This window comes from Bradyrhizobium australiense, assembly GCF_013114825.1.
Lineage (GTDB): Bacteria > Pseudomonadota > Alphaproteobacteria > Rhizobiales > Xanthobacteraceae > Bradyrhizobium > Bradyrhizobium australiense.
The window spans coordinates 124,196-146,213 of sequence record NZ_JAAVLX010000010.1; the positions used below are offsets into that span (position 1 = coordinate 124,196).

The window sequence follows — 22,018 nt, forward strand, 5'->3', positions numbered from 1 at the left end:
AGCGCCGGCCGAAAAATGGTTTTTGGCGCCGAAACCGCCCCATCCTGGCCGAAAAAATACGTGGCCGGCGCCCGCCCGGATAGGAAGGGAAGATGCGGCGTGCGGAAACGCACGCGTCGTCGCGTCCCACCTCGTCTCGAACCCCGCTCAGCTCTTCTTCATCTTCAGCCTGCCCATGAAATCCCGCTTGCCGAGCGGCACGCCGTTGGTCCGCAGGATGTCGTAGGCTGTGGTCGCGTGGAAATAAAAGTTGGGCAGCGAGAACGACATCAGAAAACCCTCCGCGCTGAAGGGCAGCTTGTGATCGCCGAGATGGAAGACGACATCGCGACCGCCGAGCGCATTGACTGCCTCCGGCGTCCAACCCTCCAGCGCCTCGCGGGTTTGCGCGACCAATCCCTGCAATCCCGCATAATCGTACGGCGTCTTGGACGCGGGCGGACGAAATTCTCCGCTTTGCACGCCCTCGATCGCGCCGCGCGAATGCTGGGCGACCGAGATGATCTGGAAACGCAACGGCAGCATGTCGGGCGCCAGCCGCGCCTCGACCATCGTATCCGGATCGATGTTCTTTTCGCGGAAATGAACGAGACCGCGCTCGAGGAAGCCGCTGACGGCGTCAAGGGTCTGCAGATAATTTGCCACGGTGGCATCGTAGAGCGAAAAGGCCATGTCCGGCTCCCCCCTGGGTTATGTTTATTTTGACAGGGGAATGTCATAGCTGAAACCTACCCGCTTTCAACGGCGGGCTAGTTCTACTGCGTCATAGCTGCTCAAAACTTTATCCTGAGGAGCCCGCAGGGCGGGCGTCTCGAAGGATGTAGGCCACAGGCGGGGCCTCATGGTTCGAGACCCGCTTCCCGCCTCACCATGAGGAATTAATGACGCAGCGAGACTAGGTCTTCTTGTCCGGCGCATCGGCTGCGAGCAAGCGCTCCAGCTTCGCCTCTTCCTCCTCCGTCAGATGCAACAGGGAAGGATCGGTCGCGTTGCCGGTGTTCGAGCGGCGGCGGCTATAGAAACAGAGTGCCAGTCCGCCTCCGACCAATGCGAGCGGCGGCAATAGCCACAGCAACAGCGTATGCGGACTGAAGCGCGGCTTCAGCAGCACGAACTCGCCATACCGCGCTACCAGAAAGTCGATCACCTGGCTGTCGCTGTCGCCGGAGGCGATCCGCTCGCGCACGAGAAGCCGCAGGTCGCGCGCCAGCGGCGCGTCGGAATCGTCGATCGACTGGTTCTGGCATACCATGCAGCGCAGCTCGCGCGACAGATCCCGCGCGCGGGCTTCCTTGGCCGGATCGACCATGATCTCGTCGGGCTGCACGGCGTGAGCGGCCGGCGCGGCTGATACTGCGGCAGCAATGAACAGGCTGGCGAAGAGCTTCTTCAACGGCTCACTCCGCCGGCTGCAGCGCGCGGGCGGCCTTGGCTGGCTTCGGCGCGCCAACGCGCAAGCGCCGGTCCGAGAGCGACAGCAGGCCGCCGAACGCCATCAGGACTGGTCCCCACCAGATCAGGAGCACCAGCGGCTTATGATAGATGCGCACCGCGATGGCGCCCTCGGCATTGATATCGCCGAGCGAAATATAGAGCTGGCTGGCGCCGCGGGTCAGCAGCGCGGCCTCGGTGGTCGATGAGCCGCGCGTGGTAAAGTTGCGCTTCGACGGCATCATCACCTGGAGCGTTTCGCCGTCTAGAGTAACCGTGAACTGCGCGATCATCTCACGGAAGTTCGGTCCCTGCCGTTGCGTTATCTCGTCAAGCTTCAACCGATAGCCGGCGACGCTTGCGACATCGCGCGGCTGCATCGTGCCGATATATTCGCTATTTCCGGTGGTTTCGCAGACGATGCCGATCAGCGCGACGCCAATGCCAGCATGTGCTAACGCCGTGCCCCAGGTCGCGCGCGGCAATCCGCGCCCGCGGCGCATCGCAATGCCGAAGGGAACGCGGAACAATCCCATCCGTTCGGCAAGATCACTCAAGGCGCCGCCAATCACGAATACCGCAAGCCCGATCGCCAGCGGGGCGAGCGTGGCTCCGCCATAGGTCCATGCAAACAACACGGCAATCGCGACCAGCGCTGCGATGCCCGCCGCTGTCAGCCGCTGCGCCGCGCCGAAGAGATCGCCGCGCTTCCATGCCAGCAGCGGCGCAAACGGCATGGCGACCAATAGCGGCACGAACAGCGGTCCAAAGGTCAGGTTGAAGAACGGTGCGCCGACCGAAATCTTGTCGCCGGTCAGCACTTCCAGTGCCAACGGATACAGCGTTCCGATGAACACGGTGGCGCAGGCGGAGGTGAGAAAGAGATTGTTGAGCACCAGCGCGCCCTCGCGCGAGACCGGCGCAAACAGCCCGCCCTGCTTCAGCGCCGAGGCGCGCCAGGCGTACAGCGAAAGACTGCCGCCGATGAAGAGGCACAGGATCAACAGGATGAACACGCCGCGCGCGGGATCAGTCGCGAACGCGTGCACCGAGGTCAAAACGCCCGAGCGGACCAGGAAGGTGCCGAGCAGCGACAGCGAAAAGGTCAGGATCGAGAGCAGGATGGTCCAAACCTTCAGCGCGTTGCGCTTTTCCATCACGACCGCGGAATGCAGCAGCGCGGTGCCGGCGAGCCATGGCATCAGCGAGGCGTTCTCGACCGGATCCCAGAACCACCAGCCGCCCCAGCCGAGCTCGTAATAGGCCCAATAAGACCCCATCGCGATGCCGAGCGTGAGGAATATCCACGCCACGAGCGTCCACGGCCGCACCCAGCGCGCCCAGGCGGCGTCGATGCGGCCTTCGATCAGGGCGGCAACCGCGAAGGAGAACGAGATCGAAAACCCGACATAGCCGAGATAGAGCATCGGCGGATGTACGGCCAGCCCAATGTCCTGCAGCACCGGATTGAGGTCGCGGCCCTCGATCGGGGGGCTCGCGATGCGCAGGAACGGATTCGAGGTGACCAGGATGAACAGATAGAACGCTGCCGCGATCCAACCTTGCACCGCCAGCACATGCGCGCGCAGCGACAGCGGCAGATTGTTGCCGAAGGCGGCGACGAGGCCGCCGAACAGCGCCAGGATCGATACCCACAGCAGCATCGATCCCTCATGATTGCCCCACACGCCGGTGATCTTGTAGAGCAGCGGCTTCATCGAGTGCGAATTCTCGAACACGTTGACCACGGAGAAATCCGAGACGACGTGCAGCATCACCAGCGCCGTGAACGAGGCTGCAACGAACAGCAATTGCGCCAGTGCCGTGGAGCGCGCGACGTTCATCAACGCATGATCGCCCCAGCGCGCACCAAGGATCGGCACCGAGGACTGGATCAGTGCCAGCGCAAGCGCCAGCACCAGCGCGTAATGCCCGGCTTCCGCGATCACTTCGAAGTCCCCTGGGCCGGCGCAGATGCGGCCGTGGCGCCGGGCTTTGCACCGTAATCGTCCTTCCAATGCCCCTGCTTCTTCAGGGCGTCGGCGACGTCCTTGGGCATGTAGGTCTCGTCATGCTTTGCGAGAACGGTATCGGCCTTGAACACGCCGGAGGCATCGAGCGCGCCCTCAGCGACGACGCCCTGCCCTTCACGGAACAGGTCCGGCAGAATTCCCTTGTAGACGACCGGCAGCGTCATGCTGCCGTCTGCGACGCTGAAGTTCACGGCGAGATTGTCGCCGCGTACCAGCGAGCCCGGCTGTACCAGGCCACCAAGGCGGAACCGTTTGCCCGGGGGAACATGTCTCTCGGCCGCCATCGAGGGCGTCGAAAAGAACACGATGGAATCGCGCATGGCGTTCAGCACCAGCGCCGCCGCAATCGCGAGCACCGCGAGCGAACCGCCGATCATGGTCAAACGGCGTTGCTTTCGCGTCATGCCTGGCCCCTGTCTTCCTTTGCCTGTCCCGTCACTCTGGTCACCAATCAAGCCCGAGTTTTTTCAGGCCTTCATTGAGCTGGCGCAAGCGTTCCGTATCGCCCGCGACTGCCTGTCGCGCCTCGACGAGCGCGCTCGCCGCCTTGTCGCGTTCGCCCATCACCAGATAAGCCCGCACCAGCCGCAACCAACCCTCGACATCATCGCCGTTCTGCTTGAGCCGCGTCGCAAGCCGATTGACCATGCCGCGGATCATCGCGCCACGGTCATCTTCGTTCATATCCTTGGCGGCGGCCATCGCATCGTTGGAGAGCGCCGGTGCGGCTGATACGCCTACCCTTGCCAATGCCGCCTGGAGCAGCGGCCGCCACCGCGCATCCGCCGGCGCCTTCGCGAGCATGCCGCGCCAGATAGCGGCGGCATCGGATGGGCGGCCATCCTGTTCGGCGGCGAGCCCGAGGAAATAATTGGCCTTGGGCTCATCGGCGTTTTGCGCCACCGCGCGTTCGAATTCGGCCTTGGCCTCGGCGCTAACGACGCCGCCCGCGCTGCCAACCAGCACTTCACCGAGATCGGAGCGGCGTTCGGCGCTGTCGCCGGCGTGTTGAATTGAATTACGGTAGGCCCGGACTGCATCATCGTAGCGGCCGAGCCGCGCCAGCACCGGCGCCAGCACGGTCCAGCCGCGACCGTCAGTCGGATTCTTTTCCAGATGGGCTTCGACTTGCGCCACCATGTTGTCGATCGGCTGGCCGGCGTCCGCCGTGCGGGTGCGCGAGGCGAGCGGGAAATCACCGAGACGCGGCGATCCAAGCGCGAGGTAGAACGTCACTGCCGCGATCGGCAACCCCACCAGCGCCACGATGGCCGAGCCACGGCGCAGGCCAAGGTTGGCGCGCGCAGGCACGTCGTGCTTCCCGTCCGCGGCGGCGAGCAGGCGGCGGCCGATTTCGACACGCGCCGCCTCGGCTTCGGACACGCCGATCAGCCCGGCAGCGACATCGCGATCGATCTCGGCGAGTTGATCCTTGTAGACGACCGCCTCGCTGCCACCGGCTTGCGCAGAAGAGCTGCGGCTCAACGGCCAGAGCACGGCAAAAATCGCCGCGACCGTCATCAGCGCGAACACAAACCACAGCGTCATCAAACAGTTCCCGGGCGGAACGACGCTTCAGGCAAGCGCCGATGCGCCGCTTTACACCACCGGCGGCAAGCCCGGCAATTGACAATTGCGGCAGAAAACCGGGAAACGGGCCTCCCGCGGACGGCGATCCGGTGTTCCTTGGCACAGTTCGACGCTGCTTCCACCGCTGGATCGCTGCTGGCAAATCCATCAACTGGAAATTGCAGCGGAACTTGCATGCACGAATGCGGGGACCCCGCGCCGGCCTATAGCATTTGCAGCAAGACGTAGGCGATGCTACATAATGGGGCTGAGACATTAATTACGTGCAGAGGCAGATCGATGCGGTCCTGGAAAGCATTTCGACGTTGCGCTGTTCCGTCCAACCCTCTCAAAACTCCATTTGGCCTGAAACTCCGCCGCAGTGTTTCGCTTCTGTCCCCTCTGCTGCTGCTGCTGCTGTCATTTCCGGCCGCCGCCCAGGACGCAACGGAACGGACAGCGATCGCGGCTGCAGTGCTGCCCCGCGATCTCAGCCCCTGGGGCATGTTCATGCAGGCCGACGTTGTCGTCAAAGCGGTGATGATCGGCCTGGTGTTTGCGACCGCGGTCACCTGGACGGTGTGGCTCGCAAAGACCATTGAGCTGATCAAGGCGCGACGGAATGCCCGATACGCCTTGCGCGAACTCGTCAACGTCCGGAACGTGGAAGACGCCGTGCGGCAGGTCCCCGAGGGCGCGGTTGCCCAATTGCTCGAGGGCGCCCTGGCAGAGTTGCGATTGAGTACCGATCGAATGGACAAGGAGGGGATCAAGGCAAGGGTCGCCTCCCGGCTCCAGCAGATCGAGGCGGCTGCAAGCAGGCGCATCGGACTAGGCACCGGCGTGCTTGCGACGATCGGATCGACCGGCCCCTTCGTCGGACTGTTCGGTACGGTCTGGGGAATCATGAACAGCTTCATCGGAATCTCGAAGTCGCAGACCACTAACCTCGCCGTGGTCGCGCCTGGCATCGCTGAGGCATTGCTGGCGACGGCGCTCGGGCTGGTGGCGGCGATTCCCGCAGTCATGATCTACAATCTCTTTGCACGCCAGATCGGCTCATACCGGGCGCTACTCGGGGACGGATCCGCAGAGATCACGCGACTGGTTGGCCGCGACCTCGATAGCGGCACCATGCTGGTGCGGCGGCATCTCGCAGCGGCGGAGTAGCAGCCATGGCTGCCAGTCTGAACCAAGGCAATGGCGATCTCGCCGAAGTCCATGAGATCAACGTGACGCCTTTCATCGACGTCATCCTCGTTCTGCTCATCATCTTCATGGTTGCCGCGCCGCTCGCGACCGTCGATATCGCCGTCGATCTTCCGGCGTCGAACGCGCAGCCGCAGCCGCGGCCAGACAAGCCGGTCTATCTGACGGTGAAGCCGGACCTGTCGCTCTCCGTCGGGAACGAAACCGTAGGCCGCGGCGCACTGCCCGGCGCGCTCGATGCGAGCACCAGCGGCCAGAAGGATACCCGCATTTTCCTGCGCGCCGACAAGCTCGTCCCCTATGGCGAGGTGATGCAGGTCATGAACCTGCTGCGCGCCGCCGGCTACCTCAAGGTCGCCCTTGTCGGAATGGAGCAAGCCTCATCGCCATGATGCAGCTTGCGGCCGAAGATCGTTCCGACCTGCGGCGATGGATGTTCAGCAGCCTCGCGGTGCTGAGCGTCTATGCCGGATTGACCGCCATGCTCGCCACCCGGCGCGACGCCGACGACACCGTGGCTGCCGAAGCTTCGGGCGCGATCGTAGTCGACTTGGCACCGCTCGCCGCAGCACCAGCGACGACGCCGACCGACATTGCGCCCGGTCCGGAGCAGGTGATGTCGGAGGCGCAGCCGGTGGCAAAGCCCAAGGACATCCCGCCCGACAAAACACCCGAGTTGCCCCCCGCTCCCAATCCGGACGCGGCCGTGGCGCTGCAGACCCAACAGCAGCCTGACGTGACGCCGCAGCAGCAGGCGGCGGCCACGACATCAGCACCGCCTGCGATCAACGAACGGATCGCGCCGGTCGCCGTCGCGCCGACCCAAGGTGTGCCGAATGACAAAAATTCGCAGGCCGTGGTGACATGGCGAACCCAGGTCCTCGCGCTGGTCGAAAAGAACAAGCGATATCCGGAACCCGCGCGGTCGCGGCGCGAGCAAGGGACGGCGCAGGTGTCGTTTACGCTTGATCGCAAGGGAATGGTTGTCAGCGCGCGCGTAACTCAAAGTTCAGGATCTGGCGCCCTTGACGAGGAAGCGCTTGCACTCCTCAAGCGCGCGCAGCCCTTCCCGGCGCCGCCTGCAACGTTTCCCGGAGAATTCGTCATCGTGAAACAGTCGATCCGCTTCACCGTCAAATAGAGGCAGCAGGCGGCGTCTGACCGTCTGGTCACAGAGCATCAGTTCGATGCGTTAGTCCACGACCGTCGCGCCGCCGCCAAATTTGTAGTTCGCCCCGATCCTGACCCCATCACTGGTCACCCGCGTGTTGGCGTCGAACGCGACCGCGGTGTTGACCGCCACAGGCGGCGTTGAACGCAGCGAGCCGAAATCCATGTGGAGATATTCGAGCTTTGCGGTCCATTTGCGTGTCAGCCGCGTCTCGAAACCGGCGCCGACGGCCCAGCCGAACCGATACGTGTGCCGATCCAGAGACGCCGTCGTCGCGACACCCGCATTGTCGAAACCTGCAATGGACGTTGACGTCGTTATCTTGCCGAACGGAACGCCCGCGGTGGCGTAGGCAAGCAGGTCCGGCGTCACCAGCGTTCCGACGCGCCCGCGAACCGAGGCCACCCACCCCAGGCGATAATCCAGGCCCGCCGTCACAGTGGCGTCGAGCGGAGCCAGCGCCGGGTTGCAGATATTGCCGGGGCAAGCGGTGGCGCTGCTTCCGCGCTGATTGCGATACTCAAAATCGCCTTCAATGCCTGCCAGCATCCGGCCCGATGTCCAATTGTAGCCAGCCTGTCCGCCAATGCTGGCGGTGCCGTGCGTGGACGACAGGCGGGCTCCGGAAAGAGAGGCACCGGTTGCAACGTCGTCGAACGCCGCGTTGGTAGCGCCCTCGCCCCGCAAATATCCGACATTGCCGCCGGCATAGATGCCGGCCCAGTTCCAGGCCGCCGCTTCGAGCGCGGGGCTCTTGTAGTAGCCGTTGCGGACCAGCGGTCTCGCCGCGCCGATCCAGGTGCGGGGCGGGCCGCTTGGCCGATCGACGCCGTATTTGACGTTGAGGAACAGTTTGAAGCCACGACCCGGCTGCAGGATCTCGTCCTTGTGGAATTGAACGGAGTTGCGAATGTTGGCGTTGAGCAGATTGTCGCCAACCACACCCGTCGCGACCTCAACCGCGCCCCACGGCGAATCCTTCCAGAATTTCCGGTGCTCGACTTGTACCTTCACCAAATCATATCCGGCGGTCGGCGTGTCGAATTGCGGAATGTCGTTCTGCGCAAACGCGTGCAAGAGGCCGACGCGCGCAAACCAGTTGTCGTTACGCCAGTAGACGCCGCTGCCGAGGCGCATCGGAGGAATGCGCGGCACGTTGCTGCCGTCGGTGAACGTCGCCCGCACCACATCATATTGGCCGTCGAAACCAAGGGTGCCACTGGCAAGTTGTGCGGCGTCCCACTGCCAGGCCAATTCGCCGCCGCGGAAAGTCGCGTCACGCTGATCGTAGTTGACCTGGATGTAATCGGTGCCGGCGCCGCATGAAGCAAACGTTTCCTGACAGAAGATGCCGGTGGCGCGTGAGAAAATAAACTTGTTGTACGACGTGTAGTAGGCATTTGCGGCGAACCTGAAATCGCCATCGGTGCGTTTCAAGCCGATTTCCACCGTCTGCGCGGTCTCAGTACCGAGGTCCGGGTTCCCGATCTTGAACGTCTTCTCCGAGCCGTCGGGACCTTGGGCGAACAGTTCGAGCGCGCGCGGCGCGCGTTCGATCCGTTGCAACGTCAGGCTGGCGACCAGCGAAGATGGAAGATCCTTGATGATGCCAAAACTGACGCTCTTCGGCATGAAGTCGAGCTTGGCGGCTGCCTGGCCCGGCACATCCGGCGGCGGGAGAAAATTCGGCGGAAAGGTAAACGCTGTTCCCGCGACACTGACTCCCTCGATGCGTCCCGCCAATTGCGTGCGCAGCGTGTCCGTGTGCCTTACTTCATTGAGGAAGTACGCCGCCGCCGTTCGGGTCTGGGCGGGAAGCAAGATCGCCTGCCCGGCCGTATCCAGTTGCTGGTAAGCGGCTTGGGTGCCAAAGATACTGGTAAGAGGACCGATCGGCGTGGCGAACGGCGCAAGTTCGAACTCGAGCTTGCCTTCGGTCTGCCGGTTCTTGAAGGTCGCGGTAATCTCCTGGAAGCCGGTGGTGGCGAGCACCGTCTCGTCGTGCCGGTACTCCGAATATCCGGTCCAGTGCCTGATGGCCGCCAGCGCACCAGCGTCCGGACGATACTCGCCCTTGGAGCTGATCTTGGTTTGCTCGAGATCGTTGTGCTGGCGGGCTGCCGCGGTCGCAATGCCGGGGACGTAGTAGTCGCTGGTGAAACGGGAAACAGCGATGCCGGCATAACCGCCGTCGAAAAGCCAGGATCCGCCGACCGCCGCGCCTGCACTTTGCGAAGCGGAATTCGGCTGCTTGCCGTTAAAGGCAGGCGCGGGGATTGACGGGACCAGATACGGGTAACTCGGGACGCTGTAATCGCCGGAGGACCGCCCATAGATGTCGGCATGAACGGCGGCGTTGCGGCTGCCGGCATCCAGCAACAATCCGCTCTCCCATCCCCTGTTAACCGTCGTCACGCCCGACCTCAGTTCCGCAGCAACTCCCCCGAGCGGCGCAGCAGTCGGAATCCGGTTGTTGTTGACGTCGACAACGCCGCCGACGGCTTGCGAACCGAAGCGGAGTGCACCCGGTCCGCGAACGACGTCAACCTTCTGAATGGCGAGAGGGTCGATCGGCACCGCGTGGTCCTGCGCGATGTCTGACACATCGACCGCACCGACGCCGTTCTCCTGAATGCGGACCTTTGCGTCCGACAGACCACGCAAGACCGGGCGCGACGATTCCGTGGCAAGCCCCGCCGAAGTTGCGCCGGGCAGATTGGTGAACAGGCTGCCGACCCCGCCGTTGCTGCTGCCGGTCTGGATCTGGTTACTCCCGATCGTCGACAGTGCCGCGAATGGCGGATTGAAGGGCGGCATCGGCGCGGTCGCGGGCGGTGGGTCCGGCATCGGTGCCGCCACGGTCGCCGAACGCCGACCGGGCTCGCCGCGCGCAGCCCGCCGCGCGGGTTTAGGCTGACGCCCCTCGACGGTCACTTGCGGCATGTCGATTTCCGCTGGCGCGCTCGGCGTGGCTTGCGGTCCGGCCGGCGCGGTCTGCGACGGAGCCGGCTCCGCCGGGGTTTGCCCCGTTGCCGGAGGTGCCGGAGTCGACGGTTCGGCAGGAGGCGCTGCCTGAGGCGCCGATGGCACAGGCGCGGCCATTTGCGCAAGCGCCGCGGCGTGGCTCAAACAAACCAGGGCCAATGCCGATGTGCCCACAAGAGCCATTCGCGTCGCGTGCATATTCATCCCCAACCGATCGCGCTTCAGCACCAGCTAATTGATAAGCCGCTACAGCAAAACGTAGGCTAGGCTACATGTTAATGCTGGACCGTTAACTGTCAAGATACTGCGAACGAGTCGCAAATGCCGGGCGCCGGCCTGTTGCAGATCGGCGACCCCCCAACTTGCAATGTGGTCGGCACCACGCCATGGTCGCGCCTCGTCTGGATGGATTCGCCTGGAAGGTGCAGTGGTGCGTAAGCCCTCGACAAATCGGGCCAAGCCGATGCAGCCGTTGCCCGCGGAACAAACGCAGGCGCGCCGCTTCGGAAAGGCACGATCGGCGCGATCGACCGCGGTTCTGGAAGACTATGTCGAACTGATCTCGGATCTGCTCGGCACGACCGGCGAGGCGCGCCCGACCGACATTGCGCGCAGGCTGGGCGTATCGCACCCGACGGCAATCGACACCATTGCGCGATTGAAGCGCGAAGACCTGGTTACAGCCCGCCCCTATCGCGGGGTGTTCCTGACCGAAAAGGGTGAGACCCTCGCCAAGCGCGTCCGCGCCCGTCACCGTCTAGTGGTGGATGTCTTGCTGGCGCTGGGCGTTCCGCAGGAAGCCGCGGAGGCTGACGCCGAGGGCATCGAACATCATGTTTCCGACGTGACGCTGAAGGCCTTCGCCGAATTCCTTCGCGACGCCAAGGATCGGCGCAAGGCGTGATGCGATAGGATCGAGACCGGGCGCTATCCGGCCCTGGTTGATTTACGCTTGCCGGTCACGGCATTTTCGGCCGCCCGGGTCATCAGCGACGCATAGTCATGGCCGAACAGGATTTCGCAGAAGCGGATCGCCGCCTTGGCCTGCATCTGCCGGTAGACGCGCGCCTTGGTGTCGGCGCCGCGCAGGGCTTGCACGAGGCTCTCGGTGGAATGCTCGACGTAATGCTGCAGGTCGGAATAGGTCCGCAGGGTGACCTCGTTGATGGCGAGTTCGCTGGCATAGGTGCGGCACACCGCCACGAAGTCGATCAGAGCGGCGATCTCTTCGATCTCCGCGGCGTCGATCTTCGGCGCCGATGCGATATCCCTGTCGGCGCGCTGACGCAGGATGCGGCGGACCCGGCCGGGCACGCTCTCGATCTCCGACTGCAGCGAATTGGAAATGTCGGCGCGGATCGACGTGAGCTGGCGGCCCCACGCGGAATCGTTGCGCAGATCGAGCTCGGTGCGCAAGCCCCGCACGCCATCGTGCAGGATTTTCAGTTGGTCGCCGACATTATCGAAATGGCCGCGCCTGATGTCCGTGCGCAGGCAGGCCGTAAGGAACGAGAGATCGTGCAGCGCGATCGTGACGGCGATGCCGTAGGGCGTGGCGGCCACACGAATTTCGTCGTCGGAGGCCGCCATCTTGACCGCGAGACGAATGATCTGCCACGGCGCCGCCAATCGTTGCATGATGAGCGACAGCGCGAACGGCAGCAATTGCGGAGTCTGCAACGAGGGCACGTTGAGCGCCGACGTCACCGTCTCGAGTTGAGAGGGCGTCAGCGCCCGAAACTGGCGGGGAAGCCGGCTGCCGAGCGTCTCCATCGCCTCACGGGCCCGCAGCACTGCGCCGATCGACAGCAAATCCTCGACGACGTTCGGCGAGCCAATTCGCGAGAGCGCACGATGCCGGTCCTCGCCCGGCACCGGGGTGGCGATTTTGACGATCGCCTCGGCTGCGTCGAGCTGGAATTTGCGGGTCGCGGCTTCGAGACCTGCGGTGGAGCCGCTCAGCCTGATCTCGTTGAGTGTCGTTTCGAATGCGCGCACGGCCTCGGGCGCGCCGTCGCGGCCCAGCCACTGCCAGACCGGCAGCAGCGACGCGCGCCGGACCTGCCCGGCGCGGACCGGAAAATTGCTCTCGACCAGAAACGGCTCGAGCGGACCGTACAACAGGCGCGCCGGATCGTCAGTCCGCGGACGTGCCTCGTCGTCCTCCTCGGTCCCGCGCACAACCTTGCGCAATTGCTCGAGCACGAAATTGGCGACGGCGAGGTCTTCCCCGCGCTCGATGGCGCGCTCGAACTCCCGCATCAGCAGCGCCTGCGATTGAGGCGGGAGCTGGGCGAGATAGTCCCTCAGCCGCTCGGTCGATGTCTGGCTCATTCGCCTGGTGTGGATATGCTTGTGTCATGCGGACGGCAAAGCGCCTCCACCGGCGATTTTAGAAGTGTGCGCGTTAAGAAGCCGTTTAGGAATAACGAAATCGGCGACCGGGTAGTGCCGGCTACCGCCCCTTCGACCCCAGGTACCAGCCCGATGAAGCGTTCATATCCCCGGCAACACCAGCTCTGCCCGCAGTCCGCCGATCGGGGCATCGCCCAGGACGAGGCTGCCGCCATAGAGGCCGGCGAGATCGACCACGATCGAAAGCCCGAGTCCGGAGCCCGGTTTGGATTCGTCCAGGCGCTGGCCGCGCCGGGATACCTGCGCGCGCTCGGCAGCGGATAATCCGCGGCCATCGTCATCGACGATGATCCGCAGCCGCGGCCCGGTGCCTGATACTGCCGGCGCTTCCGCCCGCACCTCGATGGATACCTGCGAGGCTGCCCATTTGCAGGCATTGTCGACCAGATTGCCGGCCATCTCCTCTAGGTCCTGGCGCTCGCCGCGGAACTTTGCCTGCGGGTCCGCCTTGACCGCGATTGTGACGCCACGATCCCGGTGGATCTTTTCCATGGTCCGCCGCAGCGCCTCGATGGCGGGCGCGACTTCCGTGACAGTACCGACGATGGTGACACGCGCGGCGATGCGGGCGCGCTCGAGGTGATGCGCGACCTGATCCCGCATCACAAAAGCCTGCTCCAAAACCTTGTTCGCAAACGGATCCACCGTGTGGGCGGAGGCCTCGTTGACGATCACGGACAGCGGCGTCTTGATGGCATGGGCAAGGTTGCCGACGTGGGTGCGGGCGCGCTCGACGATCTCACGGTTGGCATCGATCAGCGCGTTGGTCTCGCGCGCCAGCGGCGCGATCTCGACCGGAAATTCGCCCTCGAGCCGTTCGGCGCGTCCAGAGCGGATGTCGGCGATGGATTCCGAAATACGCTTGAGCGGGGCCAGTCCGAAGCGAACCTGGAAGATCGTGGTCAAGAGCAGCACGATCCCGAGCGCGGCAAAGGTGCCGCCAAGGTAGTAATCGAAGGCACGGATTTCGTCGAAAATCTCGGATGCGTCGCCGGCCACGCTGACCAGAAACTTGCCGTCGGCGCCGAGGTCGACCGGTCGCTCGACCACTCTCAGATCCTGGCCCTCCGGACCGTCGATGTAACCGAGACGGATCCCGGCCGGGGTCAGCTCCGCGCCGATATCCTCGAGCTTCGGCAGCTTCTTGTCCCATAGCGAACGCGAGGCCTTTATTTCGGCCTTCTCGTCGGTCCGGACGATCTGCCAGTACCAGCCTGACAGAGGCAATTCGAACAGCGGCTCGCCGAGGGACTGGAACTGGTGATCGGGCGGCTCGTCCGGCGTTGCGACTTCGGCGATCAGGGTGCGGAGGTAGAGGTTGAGACGGCGGTCGAAGGCGCGCTCGGTCGCGTTCCGATAGACCGATGACAGGATCACGCCTGTTATGAGCAGAATCACGACCACCCACGCGGTCGCCGACAGGAACAACCGCGTGGCGAGCGAACTTCCGCGCATCAGAGCAAGATCCCGAAAAGCGTATCCCCAGGCTCCAATCCTGCGGATGGAGACCGGCCTTCGGATAAGATCATGCTCGAATAAAAGAGCAAGGCTCATCAGGCGCCCGGCGACGGCGGGGTCAAGAGATAGCCTAGGCCGCGCACGGTCTGGATGATGTCAACGTCGAGCTTCTTGCGGATGCGGCCGACGAACACCTCAATGGTGTTGGAGTCGCGGTCGAAGTCCTGGTCGTAGAGGTGCTCGACCAGTTCGGTGCGCGACACCACACGCCCGGTGTGATGCATCAGATAGGCCAGCAGCCGGTACTCGTGCGAGGTCATCTTGATCGGATTGCCGGAGACGCTGACGCGCCCGGTGCGGGTATCCAGCGAGACCGGGCCGCAGGTCAGTTCCGACTGGGCATGGCCGGTGGAGCGGCGCAGCAGCGCGCGAATTCGCGCCAGCACTTCCTCGAGGTGAAAGGGCTTTGCGACATAGTCGTCGGCGCCGGCATCGAAACCCTGCACCTTGTCGCTCCAGCGGTCGCGCGCGGTGAGGATCAGGACCGGCATGGCGCGGCCGTTGCGGCGCCACGCCTCCAGCACCGAGATGCCGTCCATCTTGGGTAGCCCGATATCGAGCACGACGGCGTCATAGGGCTCGCTGTCGCCCAGATAGTGCCCCTCCTCGCCGTCGAACGCGCGATCAACCACATAACCGGCATCCGTCAAAGCCGTCGTAAGCTGACGGTTGAGATCCGGATCGTCCTCAACAACAAGCAGGCGCAAGCTGGCCTCCAAAAGTGAGCCCTACGATATCAGATTTCATGATGAGGCCGCTCCGCGTGAACGGGCCATGAACGAGGCACACGGCAGTGTGACTTTTTCGTCATCAGACCGCGGCCGGGCATGCCACACACCGCGGGGCCGAACGCCTAACACGTCCAGTCCAAGCCCCCAAACGCCCGGCAAAAGGGACCTGAAAAGGAGGGAGCCTGGCAGATTGCTCGCGCCGACGCCTTACAGGACCGGCGCGAATTCCGTTTGCAAAGAATTCCGTTCGCTAAGGAGGCAAGCAAACCTGATCGTACCGGCTCGGTCAGTACCTTACGTGCGGAAGAATACGAACCAGACGATGCCGAGGATCAGAACCGCGAGCCCGGTCGAAACCGATAGCAACGCAAGCACCGACGGGCCCGGTTCGGCCTGGCGCGCCTCGTTCGGGGTTTCGACGATCTGGCCATGTCGCTGCGTTGCCATGGGGACCTCTTCGAGTAAGTGTCTGTAAATGCCAGCGAATGCTCTGACACCGCCCATTCAAGCAACGCCTGATCCGACATGATGTTCCGCGACTTCCGGCCGTGCCTGACGGCAGCGTCCAAAAGGTCGCAGGCCGGCCGCAGAGTGCCATTCGGCGATTAACGCCGTTGCGCAATTCCCAGCTCCGCCTGTTTCAGACGGGCTGATCCGATGGTATCCTCACGGGTCGTCTGTTGCGTTTTCCGGAGTAGCCCATGGCCCCCCGCGCCAATTGGAAGGGTTTTCTACGCCTCTCGCTCGTGACCTGTCCGGTCGCCCTCTATCCGGCGACCTCGGACACCGAGAAGGTCTCCTTCAATCAGATCAACCGCAAGACCGGCCATCGCATCAAATACGCCAAGGTGGATGCCGAGACCGGCGAGGAAGTCGCCAGCGAAGACATCATGAAGGGCTACAAGATCGACACCGACACCTACATCGAAGTGTCGAAGGACGAGCTTGACGATATTGCGCTGGAATCGACCCGCACCATCGAGATCGACGAATTCGTTCCGAAATCCGATATCGACGGCCGTTATCTGATCCGCCCCTATTATCTGGTGCCGGACGGCAAGGTCGGCCACGACGCGTTTGCGGTGATCCGCGAAACCATCCGCAGCATGGACAAGGTCGCGATCGGACGCGTGGTCCTGACCAACCGCGAGCACATCATCGCGCTGGAGCCGCTCGACAAGGGGCTGATGGGAACGCTGCTGCGCTACCCCTACGAGGTCCGCAGCGAACAGGAATATTTCGATGACATCCAGGACGTGAAGATCACCAAGGATATGCTTGATCTCGCGAAGCATATCGTCGAGCAGAAATCCGCTTCATTCGAGCCCGAGCAGTTCGAGGACCGCTATGAGCAGGCCCTGATCGACCTGATCAACCAAAAGCGCAACGGCCTGAGCACCAAGGCCAAGGCGGCGCCGAAGACCACCGGTAACGTCATCAATCTAATGGACGCGCTCAAGCGCAGCCTTGCCAGCGAACAGCAGGCCGCCCCTGCCGCCGCCAAGACGAAGGGCAAGAAGCCGAAGAAGGCCGCCGCCGGCCAACGCGAAATGCTGCTGCCGATCAGCGGCAGCGGCAAGCGCGCCGGCAAGGAGACGGCGAAAGAAGTGCCGAAGAAAGCGGAAAAGCCGGTGCGTACCGCCGCCCGCAGCAAGAAGGCCGGATGATCGGGCAAGGAGCGCGATAGCATCCAGCGCGCGATGCCGTGGTCGACTCCGTTCGATGACCCCATACCGCTTCGCGGTGGAAGCAGGCTCGCGACGCTGCAGCAGGCCGCCGACTATGTCATGGCATTGCCGGAAAATGTGCAGCACGAGGCGCACTGGCAGCTCGCGGTGGAAAATCTGATCAACGCGGCGGAGACCGGCGGCGGCTGGCTGATGTTCGCGCGGATCGCGATGATCCGGGCTCTCAATGCGGACGGGTGAGAAAGCTAGCCGCCCCGCCTCGATCGCCGCCCTCTATTTGAGCGAGGTGCTGACGTCGTTGAACGTCGTGCTGAGTATGCTGCCGACGCCTTTGACGGCGGCGACGATGCCGATGCTGATGCCGGCCGCAATGAGGCAGTATTCGATGGCGGTAGCGCCGCACTCATCTTCGACAAATCGTTCCAGTAATCGACGCATGGACAAAACTCCTGTCGACGCTCTCCGAAATTCTCCCGCGCCATACCGGTTAAACTCTAGGTCGGAACGGTTGAAGAGGCCTTGAGGAACAGAATGAACGATTAATTAAGGCTGACGGGGAATCCGCGCCCCCGGAATCATACGGTACGAAAAATTTTCCACCGATTGTACCGACCAGCCATCGTCGCCCGATCGGCGGTTTGCGGAGTGAGCGCACATCATTGCGCAGAAGCGCGAAGCGGGAAGGAATTACATCGGGCTCCTGCATGAGGAGAGCGAGGAACAGCGTGTTGCGGCAATAGCCGCTGCCGCGAAGTACCATATCCGGGATCAGATACTCGACCTGATTGCAGCGATATTCAGCCGCCGCAGCGAAACGAGGTAGTCACCCCGCCTGCCGCGGCGTTGAACAAGGGACCGGGCAATGGCCCGGTCCGAGGATCGTTCTCAGAAGTTACGCTGGGCGCGGAACTGGAGCAGGACGGTGTTCTGGTCCTTGAACTCGTAGAGCGCGGAAGGTTTCGGAGCGGTCGCCGCAAACACCGAAGAGCCCGACATCTTCTGGTCGAGATGGAACCACTGGACTTCGCCCGAGAACGTCAGGTTCTTGACCGGGGTCCAGCGGGTAACCACGCCGAGCTGCGAGACGTTGAAGTCGGGGTTACAGGTGTAGTTGCCCGCAGCGTTCCCGCCCAACGCCTGACCCGGGTGGCTGGCGGCGAAGGCTGCGCAATAAGCGCCCTTGGCCGTCGAGGTTCCCGCACCCAGCAGATTGTCGTTCGCGCCACCGTCGTACCTGACGGCGGAGTAGCCGCCGAACAGGCTGGTCGACCAGTATGGATTCCAGTTGTGATTGAAGGCGCCGCGGACGCCCCAGGCCGTCGTCAGTGCGATACCGCCGGTACCGGCCGCGCCCGGGAAATAGACGCCGTCGGTGGTCGCGCCGAAGCCGACGCTCTGGTAGGCGAAGCCGCTGTCGCCGAACATCGCAAAGCTCGGAGAGGTGCCGCTGGTGGCGATGACATACTTGGTAGCGCCCTTGGCGAAGGATGCGTCGATCTTGATGTCGTCGCCCGCACCGGTCGGAATGTTCTTGATCTGCAACGCCGCCATCACCGCGCCTCCCCACTTGCTCTCGGGGTGGCCGCTGATTTCGGAAAGCGCGGTCGGGACAGCGCCCGCGCCCAGCGTGTTGTACGAACCGTTGACCTCATGCGCGGCTGCCGAAAGCTGGAACAGACCCCAGGCCTGGTCCACCCGGATGTTGCCGACAATGTCGGGCGCATGCACGCCGGCATAGGCGTTCGAGCCCGTGCCGTTGGCACCGATCGCCGCCGGGATCGCCAGGTTGTAGACAGCGGTGCGATCCCACGTGGTCGGGTCGTCGAGACCGATCGAGGCCGATACGCCGTTGCCGAACTGCGCGGTGTACTGGATGTTGTTGACGCCGGTATCGGTGTTCTGACCGCCGAGCAAGGAAGAGTTGATATTGCCGGGGAAACCCTGCCAAGGCGTGGCATAGGCCGAGGCGGACTTACCGAAGGTGAAGCCGGCGAACTGGATGAAAACGAATTCGACCGCAACATAGCCATTGCCCGCGGTGTCAAGCAGCTGCGGGTTGTTGCCGAGGTTGGTCGCGAGGGAGTTGGGGTTGAACGTGCTGTTGCCGAGCGTGGTGAACTGAATATCAGCCTGGCCGAAGGTGCGGACCACGCCGTATTCGGTAGCGGTGCGGGTGTCGACCGTCAGCGCCATACGGGAGCGGGCGACGAAGTAGTTGCGATAGCGGTTCTGCTGACCGATGTCACCGTTCCAGGCGGGGGCGCCGTGCGCGCCGCCGTTGAACGTGACGTCCGCACGCAGATAGCCACCCAGCTTGATACAGGTGTCGCTACCCGGGATAAAGAAGAAGCCGGCGCCGTAAAGCGAACAGATCCTGACATACTCGACTGCCTTGGCCTTGACCGGAAGGTCGGCCGCCTGTGCCCCGCTCAGGGCCACCAAGCCGGCCGCCGAGCCGAGAATGAGTGTTCGTGCCGTAACCATTTAAGTCTCCTGTTCGCGATGCCCCGCGATTCATGCAAATGCATGCGCATACACCTAGTCCAAAAATCTCCAGCGGGAATGACAAGACCGTGATGCCGATTCAGTTGGCCGGCATCTGTGATTTTTTCGCAACGCAGCAGCGTCTGACCGCAGTTCAAACGATACCTTCACTCAGACCAGCAGCGTTCACCGCAACAATATTTTTCTCCCTGTTGACCGTCGATCCCAGCCCAAAGCTGCAAACGCATATCAGCACTTCCGCGCGCACGCGCCGCCTTCGCTTTACCGGGCGTGAAAATCCTGTTCCTACTGTCGCAAATCGGCCGAACCAAACCGGCCTGCTTCAAGGGGAGAGACCGTCATGAAGCTCGGCGCCGCCATTGCGGAAATCATGAAGCGGGAGGGAATCGAGATCCTCTGCGGTTATCCGGTCAACCATCTCATCGAATTTGCCGCCAATGCCGACATCCGTCCCGTAATGGTGCGCCAGGAGCGCATCGGCATCCACATGGCGGACGCGATCTCGCGCGTCACCTCAGGCCGATCGATCGGCGCATTCTGCATGCAGCACGGGCCCGGCGCCGAGAACGCCATGGGCGGCGTGGCGCAATGCTATGGCGAATCTGTCCCTGTGCTGGTGCTGCCGATGGGCTATGCACGCAGGCTCGCCAATATCGAGCCGAACTTCAATTCTAGCCAGGCGATGAAGGCGTTTTCCAAGTCCTCCGAGCCGATCAACATCGCCGCCGAAGTCTGCAACATCTTCCGGAGAGCTTTCACCAGGCTGAAGAACGGCCGCGGCGGGCCGGTCATCGTCGAAATCCCGGCCGACATGTGGAACGAGGAAGTGCCGGAGCCTCTCAACTACGCGCCAGTGCTGCGCACCCGCTACGGTGCGGATCCCGTGCATGTAAAGGAAGCGGCCGCGCTGTTGGTCGGCGCCAAGCGGCCAGTGATCTATGCCGGCCAGGGGGTGCACTACGCCAAAGCCTGGCGGCAGCTCAGACGGTTGGCCGAGCTCCTCGCCATTCCCGTCACGACCAGCCTTGGCGGCAAATCGTCATTTCCCGAGACGCATCCGCTGTCGCTGGGATCGGGTGGGCTCGCCGTGCCACGCGCGGTGCCGAAGTTTTTGGGCGATGCCGACGTGATCTTCGGAATCGGCTGCTCGTTCACCGAGACGTCATTCGGCATCGCCATGCCGAAAGGCAAGACCATCATTCATTCGACGCTTGACCCGAACCATCTCAACAAGGACGTCGAGGCCAAAGTCGGCCTGATCGGCGATGCCGCCTTGGTGCTCGATGCGCTGCTGGAGGAAATCGGCAAGGCCGTCACCTCGGACCGCGATGCCAGCGCAGTTGCCGCCGAGATCGCGGCCTCGCACAAGGAATGGCTGGCGAAATGGATGCCGAAGCTGACGCATAACGAGGCGCCGCTGAGCCCCTATCGCGTATTGTGGGACCTGCAGCACACCGTCGACATCAACAACACCATCATCACCCATGATGCCGGCAGCCCGCGCGACCAGCTCTCGCCGTTCTGGAAATCGGTCGAGCCGCTATCCTATATCGGCTGGGGCAAGACCACCCAGCTCGGCTACGGCCTAGGCCTTGCAATGGGCGCAAAGCTAGCAAAGCCCGACAAGCTGTGCATCAACGTCTGGGGCGATGCCGCGATCGGCTTCACGGGCATGGATTTCGAGACCGCAGTGCGCGAACGCATCCCGATCATGTCGATCCTGTTGAATAATTTTTCCATGGCGATCGAACTGAAGGTGATGCCGATCTCGACCGAGAAATTCCGTTCGACCGACATTTCCGGCGACTACGCCGCGATGGCGCGCGCGTTTGGCGGCTATGGCGAGCGGGTGACGAAACCGGAAGACATCATCCCCGCCATCAAGCGGGGCATCCAGAAGACGCAGGAAGGCGTCCCGGTGCTGCTGGAATTCATCACCAGCAAAGAGACCGAGGTTTCGCGGCCGGGGACCTGAGGCTGAAGCAACCAACCAGGCAGTCACCGATGCCGCGCGTTACCGTCGTCGAAACCGGGCTCGTCAGCCCCAAAAATCGCGAACTCCACGGATCATATCCGCAGATGTTCGAGCAGATGATCGGCGCCGCCGACGCCACCGTTACTTTCAATACCGTCAGCATTCCTGCCGGCGAGCCGCTGCCGGATGTCGAGGCGCTGGAGGCGATCCTCATCACCGGCTCCTCGGCCGGCGTCTACGAGCCGTTCGATTGGATCGCGCCGCTCGAAGAATTCGTGCGCATAGCTCACGACAAGCAGGTGCCGATGGTCGGCGTCTGCTTCGGCCATCAATTGATCGCGCAGGCGTTGGGCGGCACGGCGCGCAAGTCGGAGAAAGGCTGGGGCATCGGGCGGCACGTCTACGACGTCGCCCCTGACAATGGCCTGATCGAGGGCACGCGCATTGCGCTTGCCTGCTCGCACCAGGATCAGGTCATCACGCCGCCGGCCGGCGCCAGGACCATCCTGTCCTCTGATTTCACGCCACATGCCGGGCTGCTCTACGCCGGCGGAACCACGCTCTCGGTGCAGCCACACCCGGAATTCTCCGTCGGCTTCGCGCTGGCCTGCTGCGAGATGGCGCGCAAGGGCGATGCGCCCGATAGCCTTGTCACAGCCGCAAAAGCCTCGCTGGCTGAGCCCTTGGAAAGCGCAAGACTCGGGGGCGCAATCACACGTTTCCTCACCCGATTAGAGTGACGTGAGCGCTCAAAGGCCGCCTTAAGACCTCTATGAGCGCTGGCTCTA

19 protein-coding genes and 1 pseudogene are annotated in these 22,018 nt (G+C 63.4%); 8 read left to right on the top strand and 12 right to left on the bottom strand.

Annotated features, from left to right (window positions below):
* Positions 1-147: 147 nt before the first annotated feature.
* The 5 genes from HCN58_RS28025 to ccmI all read right to left on the bottom strand — a co-directional run bounded on the left by HCN58_RS28025 (position 148) and on the right by ccmI (position 5,012).
* Positions 148-672, bottom strand: a complete 525-nt coding sequence (locus tag HCN58_RS28025) for a DUF1993 domain-containing protein (protein WP_171582585.1) — start codon at positions 670-672, stop codon at positions 148-150.
* Between the two features lie 223 nt (positions 673-895).
* Complete coding sequence (locus tag HCN58_RS28030; protein ID WP_171582586.1) at positions 896-1,393, bottom strand: cytochrome c-type biogenesis protein; 498 nt, start codon at positions 1,391-1,393, stop codon at positions 896-898.
* A 4-nt stretch (positions 1,394-1,397) separates the two neighbouring features.
* On the bottom strand, positions 1,398-3,380 hold the full coding sequence (locus HCN58_RS28035) for a heme lyase CcmF/NrfE family subunit (RefSeq protein WP_171582587.1): 1,983 nt from the start codon (positions 3,378-3,380) through the stop codon (positions 1,398-1,400).
* On the bottom strand, positions 3,377-3,868 hold the full coding sequence (gene ccmE / locus HCN58_RS28040) for a cytochrome c maturation protein CcmE (protein WP_171582588.1): 492 nt from the start codon (positions 3,866-3,868) through the stop codon (positions 3,377-3,379). The genes HCN58_RS28035 and ccmE overlap by 4 nt, the downstream gene beginning before the upstream one ends.
* A gap of 40 nt (positions 3,869-3,908) precedes the next feature.
* A complete protein-coding gene (ccmI, locus tag HCN58_RS28045) occupies positions 3,909-5,012 on the bottom strand; it encodes a c-type cytochrome biogenesis protein CcmI (RefSeq protein WP_171582589.1) in 1,104 nt (367 codons plus the stop codon).
* A gap of 495 nt (positions 5,013-5,507) precedes the next feature.
* Between ccmI and exbB the strand changes: the two genes are divergently transcribed.
* Genes exbB through HCN58_RS28060 form a run of 3 tightly spaced genes read left to right on the top strand, consistent with a single transcriptional unit; the run spans position 5,508 to position 7,383 of the window.
* Positions 5,508-6,203, top strand: coding sequence for a tonB-system energizer ExbB (exbB, locus tag HCN58_RS28050; protein ID WP_311966886.1), 696 nt, complete (start codon positions 5,508-5,510; stop codon positions 6,201-6,203).
* A 5-nt stretch (positions 6,204-6,208) separates the two neighbouring features.
* Positions 6,209-6,634: a TonB system transport protein ExbD gene (exbD, locus tag HCN58_RS28055; RefSeq protein WP_171582591.1), complete on the top strand. Its 426-nt coding sequence runs from the start codon at positions 6,209-6,211 to the stop codon at positions 6,632-6,634.
* Positions 6,631-7,383 (top strand): energy transducer TonB, encoded by a 753-nt coding sequence (locus HCN58_RS28060; RefSeq protein ID WP_171582592.1) that lies wholly within the window; start codon positions 6,631-6,633, stop codon positions 7,381-7,383. The genes exbD and HCN58_RS28060 overlap by 4 nt, the downstream gene beginning before the upstream one ends.
* Positions 7,384-7,434: 51 nt before the next feature.
* Here HCN58_RS28060 and HCN58_RS28065 read toward each other — a convergent pair whose 3' ends face one another.
* Positions 7,435-10,356: a TonB-dependent receptor domain-containing protein gene (locus HCN58_RS28065; RefSeq protein ID WP_171582593.1), complete on the bottom strand. Its 2,922-nt coding sequence runs from the start codon at positions 10,354-10,356 to the stop codon at positions 7,435-7,437.
* A gap of 457 nt (positions 10,357-10,813) precedes the next feature.
* Here HCN58_RS28065 and mntR point away from each other — a divergent pair, with 457 nt between their 5' ends.
* Positions 10,814-11,302 carry a manganese-binding transcriptional regulator MntR gene (mntR, locus tag HCN58_RS28070; protein ID WP_376701227.1) on the top strand — a complete coding sequence of 163 codons (489 nt, stop codon included), beginning with the start codon at positions 10,814-10,816 and terminating at the stop codon, positions 11,300-11,302.
* Positions 11,303-11,325: 23 nt separating this feature from the next.
* Here the strand turns inward: mntR and HCN58_RS28075 are convergent, their stop codons facing one another.
* The 4 genes from HCN58_RS28075 to HCN58_RS28090 all read right to left on the bottom strand — a co-directional run bounded on the left by HCN58_RS28075 (position 11,326) and on the right by HCN58_RS28090 (position 15,509).
* Positions 11,326-12,732: a hypothetical protein gene (locus HCN58_RS28075; protein ID WP_171582595.1), complete on the bottom strand. Its 1,407-nt coding sequence runs from the start codon at positions 12,730-12,732 to the stop codon at positions 11,326-11,328.
* A gap of 162 nt (positions 12,733-12,894) precedes the next feature.
* A complete protein-coding gene (locus HCN58_RS28080; protein WP_171582596.1) occupies positions 12,895-14,268 on the bottom strand; it encodes an ATP-binding protein in 1,374 nt (457 codons plus the stop codon).
* A 98-nt stretch (positions 14,269-14,366) separates the two neighbouring features.
* A complete protein-coding gene (locus tag HCN58_RS28085) occupies positions 14,367-15,038 on the bottom strand; it encodes a response regulator transcription factor (protein ID WP_171582597.1) in 672 nt (223 codons plus the stop codon).
* Between the two features lie 318 nt (positions 15,039-15,356).
* Entirely contained in the window at positions 15,357-15,509 is a 153-nt protein-coding gene (locus HCN58_RS28090; RefSeq protein ID WP_171582598.1) for a hypothetical protein, read from the bottom strand.
* Positions 15,510-15,763: 254 nt separating this feature from the next.
* Here HCN58_RS28090 and ku point away from each other — a divergent pair, with 254 nt between their 5' ends.
* Positions 15,764-16,729, top strand: a complete 966-nt coding sequence (gene ku / locus HCN58_RS28095; protein ID WP_171582599.1) for a non-homologous end joining protein Ku — start codon at positions 15,764-15,766, stop codon at positions 16,727-16,729.
* A gap of 33 nt (positions 16,730-16,762) precedes the next feature.
* A complete protein-coding gene (locus HCN58_RS28100; protein WP_171582600.1) occupies positions 16,763-16,990 on the top strand; it encodes a hypothetical protein in 228 nt (75 codons plus the stop codon).
* 33 nt (positions 16,991-17,023) lie between these two features.
* Here the strand turns inward: HCN58_RS28100 and HCN58_RS28105 are convergent, their stop codons facing one another.
* Entirely contained in the window at positions 17,024-17,188 is a 165-nt protein-coding gene (locus HCN58_RS28105) for a Flp family type IVb pilin (protein WP_171582601.1), read from the bottom strand.
* A 447-nt stretch (positions 17,189-17,635) separates the two neighbouring features.
* Positions 17,636-19,234, bottom strand: coding sequence for a porin (locus HCN58_RS28110; protein WP_171582602.1), 1,599 nt, complete (start codon positions 19,232-19,234; stop codon positions 17,636-17,638).
* Between the two features lie 328 nt (positions 19,235-19,562).
* On the opposite strand from HCN58_RS28110, the pseudogene HCN58_RS28115 reads away from it, so the two are divergent.
* Both HCN58_RS28115 and HCN58_RS28120 read left to right on the top strand, forming a co-directional pair.
* Positions 19,563-21,230, top strand: a pseudogene (locus HCN58_RS28115) (thiamine pyrophosphate-requiring protein); the annotation flags it as partial.
* Positions 21,231-21,259: 29 nt separating this feature from the next.
* Positions 21,260-21,970 (top strand): type 1 glutamine amidotransferase, encoded by a 711-nt coding sequence (locus HCN58_RS28120; RefSeq protein WP_171582604.1) that lies wholly within the window; start codon positions 21,260-21,262, stop codon positions 21,968-21,970.
* Positions 21,971-22,018 lie beyond the last annotated feature (48 nt).

Excerpts from the sequence above, each read along its gene's own strand:
- HCN58_RS28025 (WP_171582585.1), bottom strand. The coding sequence starts at position 672 with ATGGCCTTTTCGCTCTACGATGCCACCGTGGCAAATTATCTGCAGACC.
- ccmE (WP_171582588.1), bottom strand. The coding sequence starts at position 3,868 with ATGACGCGAAAGCAACGCCGTTTGACCATGATCGGCGGTTCGCTCGCG.
- ccmI (WP_171582589.1), bottom strand. The coding sequence starts at position 5,012 with ATGACGCTGTGGTTTGTGTTCGCGCTGATGACGGTCGCGGCGATTTTT.
- exbD (WP_171582591.1), top strand. The coding sequence starts at position 6,209 with ATGGCTGCCAGTCTGAACCAAGGCAATGGCGATCTCGCCGAAGTCCAT.
- HCN58_RS28060 (WP_171582592.1), top strand. The coding sequence starts at position 6,631 with ATGATGCAGCTTGCGGCCGAAGATCGTTCCGACCTGCGGCGATGGATG.
- HCN58_RS28065 (WP_171582593.1), bottom strand. The coding sequence starts at position 10,356 with ATGCCGCAAGTGACCGTCGAGGGGCGTCAGCCTAAACCCGCGCGGCGG.
- HCN58_RS28075 (WP_171582595.1), bottom strand. The coding sequence starts at position 12,732 with ATGAGCCAGACATCGACCGAGCGGCTGAGGGACTATCTCGCCCAGCTC.
- HCN58_RS28080 (WP_171582596.1), bottom strand. The coding sequence starts at position 14,268 with ATGCGCGGAAGTTCGCTCGCCACGCGGTTGTTCCTGTCGGCGACCGCG.
- HCN58_RS28090 (WP_171582598.1), bottom strand. The coding sequence starts at position 15,509 with ATGGCAACGCAGCGACATGGCCAGATCGTCGAAACCCCGAACGAGGCG.
- ku (WP_171582599.1), top strand. The coding sequence starts at position 15,764 with ATGGCCCCCCGCGCCAATTGGAAGGGTTTTCTACGCCTCTCGCTCGTG.
- HCN58_RS28100 (WP_171582600.1), top strand. The coding sequence starts at position 16,763 with ATGCCGTGGTCGACTCCGTTCGATGACCCCATACCGCTTCGCGGTGGA.
- HCN58_RS28105 (WP_171582601.1), bottom strand. The coding sequence starts at position 17,188 with ATGCGTCGATTACTGGAACGATTTGTCGAAGATGAGTGCGGCGCTACC.
- HCN58_RS28110 (WP_171582602.1), bottom strand. The coding sequence starts at position 19,234 with ATGGTTACGGCACGAACACTCATTCTCGGCTCGGCGGCCGGCTTGGTG.
- HCN58_RS28120 (WP_171582604.1), top strand. The coding sequence starts at position 21,260 with ATGCCGCGCGTTACCGTCGTCGAAACCGGGCTCGTCAGCCCCAAAAAT.